General features: G+C 38.8%; 5 protein-coding genes and 1 pseudogene. All 6 read right to left on the bottom strand.

Annotated features, from left to right (window positions below; genetic code table 11):
- A pseudogene (locus FFR48_RS25755) lies at window positions 1-1034 on the bottom strand (hypothetical protein); the annotation flags it as partial.
- A gap of 3 nt (window positions 1035-1037) precedes the next feature.
- Window positions 1038-1277, bottom strand: a complete 240-nt coding sequence (locus FFR48_RS25750; RefSeq protein ID WP_137669327.1) for a hypothetical protein — start codon at window positions 1275-1277, stop codon at window positions 1038-1040.
- 361 nt (window positions 1278-1638) lie between these two features.
- Window positions 1639-1752 (bottom strand): photosystem II reaction center protein PsbM, encoded by a 114-nt coding sequence (gene psbM, locus FFR48_RS25745; protein WP_071985120.1) that lies wholly within the window; start codon window positions 1750-1752, stop codon window positions 1639-1641.
- Between the two features lie 420 nt (window positions 1753-2172).
- Window positions 2173-2469 carry a 2Fe-2S iron-sulfur cluster-binding protein gene (locus FFR48_RS25740; RefSeq protein ID WP_137669326.1) on the bottom strand — a complete coding sequence of 99 codons (297 nt, stop codon included), beginning with the start codon at window positions 2467-2469 and terminating at the stop codon, window positions 2173-2175.
- Window positions 2470-2650: 181 nt separating this feature from the next.
- Window positions 2651-2788: a photosystem II reaction center protein K gene (locus tag FFR48_RS25735; RefSeq protein WP_006195022.1), complete on the bottom strand. Its 138-nt coding sequence runs from the start codon at window positions 2786-2788 to the stop codon at window positions 2651-2653.
- A 186-nt stretch (window positions 2789-2974) separates the two neighbouring features.
- Window positions 2975-4105, bottom strand: a complete 1131-nt coding sequence (tgt, locus tag FFR48_RS25730; RefSeq protein ID WP_137669325.1) for a tRNA guanosine(34) transglycosylase Tgt — start codon at window positions 4103-4105, stop codon at window positions 2975-2977.
- Window positions 4106-4436: the final 331 nt, after the last annotated feature.

The raw sequence follows: 4436 nt of genomic DNA, 5'->3' as shown, positions 1-4436 counted from the left end.
ATATTAAAATTAAAACTGGCATTATCAGCTAAACTAGCTCCCGGTGGTAAGACAATTTCCCCAGCACCGCTAATAATATTCACATCATTGAAATTGATATTCCCAACTAAATCTTGAAGAACAATAGGAAGTCCAAATACTGATTGCATTCCCGAAAACACTGTAGACACTTTTCCAATTTGTCTAATTTTTTGTTGATTAGAACGACCTTGATAACCAACATTGAAATGCCTACCTTCAGTTTCAATCACTACTCGGTTGCCATCCAATACCCAATAAAATTGTTTATCATCGGGATAATAAGAAATATTCGCTGATTTAATAGTAAGATCATTAAATTCTCCTTCCTGGAAACGATTACCTGCTGTAAATTTATCTAAGTCAAAACTGAATTGAGAATAAAAATCAAATTTTAAATGTTGAAAATTTCGAGGATCAATAATTAGTTTATCACTTGTATTTACCAAAAATGGATATCTTGATGCACTGTTATCTAACAAGTTACGCATCAAGGTTCTCAATATTTTTTTATTTTCTTCTGGTGTTAATTGTGATTCATCTTCTGGTTTTTGTTCTGGTTTTTGTTCTGGTGTCTCCTCTGGAATAGGTACAGAGGGTAATTCCTTGGGAATTACAGGCACATTTGGCTCAAGTGGATTCAATTGTGCTTGATTTTGATTATTAAGCGCTTGTACGAGTAAATTGTTTACTGGTATTACAAGGTCACGTTTAATTAGATTTAAATTAGATAAATCAGAACTAATAGAATATTGTGTATCTATATTTTTATTATGGTAATCATTAGTAACTACTTTAGTTTCATAGTTAGATAGTGCCGAAGAATTGTTATTCTCTTTGTAAGTAGAGATTTCTACCGACAAATTTTCTTCTGTAGGGGTTGGTTCGTCTAAATCAACATTTGGAAGCTCATTAACCTTTTCCTCCTCAGTGGCAATAGCTTTGATTGGTAACAGTGCCACTGTTGACAAAGTTAAGAAAATTCCAGCATTCCAGAAAATGTTTTTTCTCTCCATGGACTATTCTGCATTTAATTTGTATAACTCTTGCGGGCAGGACTTGTACTGAGGGGTTACTGATAAAGTCTTTGTGTGAAGACTGGTGACTGGTGACTGGTGACTGGTGACTGGTGACTGGTGACTGGTGACTGGGGACTGGTGACTGGTGACTGGTGACTGGTGACTGGTGACTGGTGACTGGTGACTGGTGACTGGTGACTGGGGAAGCAGGGGAAGAAAAATTAATTCTTTATTCTTCAATTCTTTTTTCTCTTGCCTTTTGCTTTCTTTCTGCTATGTAAAACCTAGACAAAGCTAGACTTTACTTTCTACTTCAACGGGAGCATGGGAGCAGTTATCCCTCAGTAGACTTGCACGCCTTAGCCAGACGCGATATTTCTCAAGTTAAGATTTACAAGAAAGACTACGGCTATCATTGCTTGGTTTTCGCGTTGGCAATAGTCTTAATTCAATACTTGATATCGTAGGATTATATATCAAGTGGGTGATTTTCTTAACTCACTTATGTCAATGCTTGTCAACATAAGTACAGTTTTATCTATAAAATAGTCAGCTTAGGACTATCTCAATTACCAATTACCAATTACCAATTACCAAACTGTTAGTTTTTACCACCTTCGCGGCTGGCAGTTTGGATGTAAAGAATTATTAAAAATACGGCAGGAACAAGCACAAATAAGATGCTTGCTACAAAGCCCAGGTCATTAACTTGCATGGCAAGATAGCCTCTCTCTAAATTGATTTTCAGTCAACAATTTTAGAATAGCATCATAGTTACTAAAAATATAGTCCAATATTTCTAGCTTGGTAAGGTCTTACACCTTACAGGGCTAACTACAAGCCGCACTATTCGGTTTCTAATCTGAGATAGATTTCCGAACTACTTTTACCTTTTTTCAGTTCTGATTTGATTAGCTACTCTTGAAAATGTTTTATTTCGTCTAATTTATAGGATTTCCTGCCACACAGGAGCTATGGTTAGGTTAATTCTAACTCTCCGCACTCTCAGATCAGGACTTTCACCACTTTCCAAGGATCTACGCTTCTTGAACTCAAGACTAATATATCACATTCACCCCCCGTACAATAGGCCTCCTCCTGCCTCCTGCCTCCTGCCTCCTGCCTCCTGCCTTCGTTAAGGTTTAGTAACTACGCTAACAGGTCCGTTAACTAGGGTTTGGCACGCAAGACGATAGTTATCTGGTTTGTTCTTAAATTTGCGATTTTCTACATCAGTACGGGGTGAGAGGTTTTCCAGCCCTTCTACTACTTCCACAATACAGGTGGCACATTGTCCATAACCACCGCAGTTGGTCATTTTTCCCCAAAATTTATAAATATCAATCCCATTTTCCATTGCTTTGAGCCGCAGGTTTGCACCATCAGCCGCAATTACTTCTTTATTCTCGTTGACAAACTTAATATTTCCCATAGTTGTTTCCTGTGTGAGTGGTAAATTTTTGTTAATTTTTAGTTAGTGGTTGTTACAGTATTTTACTTAATTGGGTGAATTTATTGCAAAACATTAAAAAATACAAATTTTATTAAAAATAAATCTTGAAAAAATAGGACAGGTGTATAATCCCTGTCCAAAAAATTGAAACCAGATTAATTTACCTGAAACCAACAGCAGCTTGCCAAACAAAAGCAAGCAACAGGAAGAATACAGGAATAACTGGGAGTACATCTACCAAAGGATCAAAAATTTGGTACGCTTCGGGCAGTTTTGCTAATAAAAGTGCTGCTTCCATGTTTTTTTCTATCCACCTAATAATCCAACACAGCTTTCATATTTGAGGAGTATATTAACATGGTTTGGGAATTGGGAATTAGGAATTGGGAATTGGTGATTGGTGATTGGTGATTGGGTTATTAATCTTCCCCTGCTTCCCCTGCTTCCCCTGCTTCCCCTGCCTCCTCTGCTCCCCTGCCTCCTGTCACCTGTCACCTGTCACTTCTTCCCCGTCATCTTTCAACCAGTGTCCGAAGTCTTCAACAAAGCGATCGCTTAAAATTGATTCTCTAATTTTTTGGGTGAAGCGGATCAGTTCGGTGATGTTGTGAATACTTAATAATGTATAAGCTAAGATTTCTTGCGATCGCACTAAATGGGAAATATAAGCACGGGTGAAATTTGTGCAAGCATAACAAGGGCAAGTTTCATCTAATGGTGTAAAATCTTCGCGAAACTTGGCATTTTTCAGATTCCATCTTTCACCGTTAACTATCGCTGTTCCATGTCGCGCCCATCGGGTAGGAATCACACAATCAAATAAATCTATACCTGAAGCGATCGCAATAGCCATTTCTTTATAAGTTCCCACACCCATCAAATACCGGGGTTTATTTGCTGGTAACAAAGGTGTTGTCGCTTTAACTATCTGTGCCATTAACTCCGGTGGTTCACCCACACTCACCCCACCAATAGCAAAACCAGGCATATCCAACTTAGCCAACTCTGAGGCAGCACGGGCGCGTAAATCTAAATATACACCACCTTGAACAATGGGAAACAAAGCTTGATCAGTTCTTTGATGTGCTGCTATGCACCGTTCTAACCAGCGATAAGTCCGATCCGTCGCTGCTTCCACCTCTTGACGGGTAGCGGGATAGGGTGGACATTCATCAAACGCCATGATCACATCAGCACCCAGAGTATTCTGTATTTCTATGGAACGTTCTGGCGTTAGTTTAATAATTTTTCCATCATGGGGCGAACGAAAAGTTACACCTTCTTCTGTAATTTTTCGCATTTCGCTGAGACTGAAAACCTGAAAACCGCCAGAGTCTGTGAGCATCGGATTATTCCAGCCCATGAACTTATGCAGTCCACCACCACCGGCAACAATATTTTCTCCTGGTTGCAGGTGCAAATGATAGGTATTAGATAAAACCATTTGCGCCCCTGTATCCTTGAGTTGAGCCGGGGTAATAGTTTTTACAGTTGCCAATGTTCCCACAGGCATAAATCTGGGAGTTTCCACAATACCATGAGGGGTAGAAAACACACCGACTCTGGCTTTGGTTTGACTACAGGTAGCTAGGAGTTGAAAAGAGAATTTGGACATTGGTAATTGGTAATTGGTGATTGGTGATTGGGGAAGAAAATTTTAGATTTTAGATTTTAGATTTTAGATTAGAGTTGACAAAAACAATCCAAAATCTAATATCCAAAATAAATATCTCCTGCCTCCTGCCTTCTGCCTCCTACCTCCTGCCATCATCCCAAAAATTGGGGGTTAGTAGCTAGTTAATGTTTTCTTAACCAATACTAACAAATACTCACATTTGCTGAAAATTTCCTGTCATCTTTTGGCTTTGTGACAGAATTACAGTAAAATCACTGTATGCTACTAGGATTCAAAACCCAACTCAAAGTTAACAAGCAACAACGACTAC

The sequence above is a fragment of the Sphaerospermopsis reniformis genome, assembly GCF_005402885.1.
Lineage (GTDB): Bacteria > Cyanobacteriota > Cyanobacteriia > Cyanobacteriales > Nostocaceae > Sphaerospermopsis > Sphaerospermopsis kisseleviana.
The sequence above is the reverse complement of the archived record's forward strand: the minus strand, read 5'-3'. Positions and strand labels throughout refer to the sequence as shown.

What these genes read in the sequence shown, in the direction of transcription:
- psbM (WP_071985120.1), bottom strand. Translation starts at nt 1,752, where the DNA reads ATGCAAGTTAATGACCTGGGCTTTGTAGCAAGCATCTTATTTGTGCTT.
- FFR48_RS25735 (WP_006195022.1), bottom strand. Translation starts at nt 2,788, where the DNA reads ATGGAAGCAGCACTTTTATTAGCAAAACTGCCCGAAGCGTACCAAATT.
- FFR48_RS25740 (WP_137669326.1), bottom strand. Translation starts at nt 2,469, where the DNA reads ATGGGAAATATTAAGTTTGTCAACGAGAATAAAGAAGTAATTGCGGCT.
- tgt (WP_137669325.1), bottom strand. Translation starts at nt 4,105, where the DNA reads ATGTCCAAATTCTCTTTTCAACTCCTAGCTACCTGTAGTCAAACCAAA.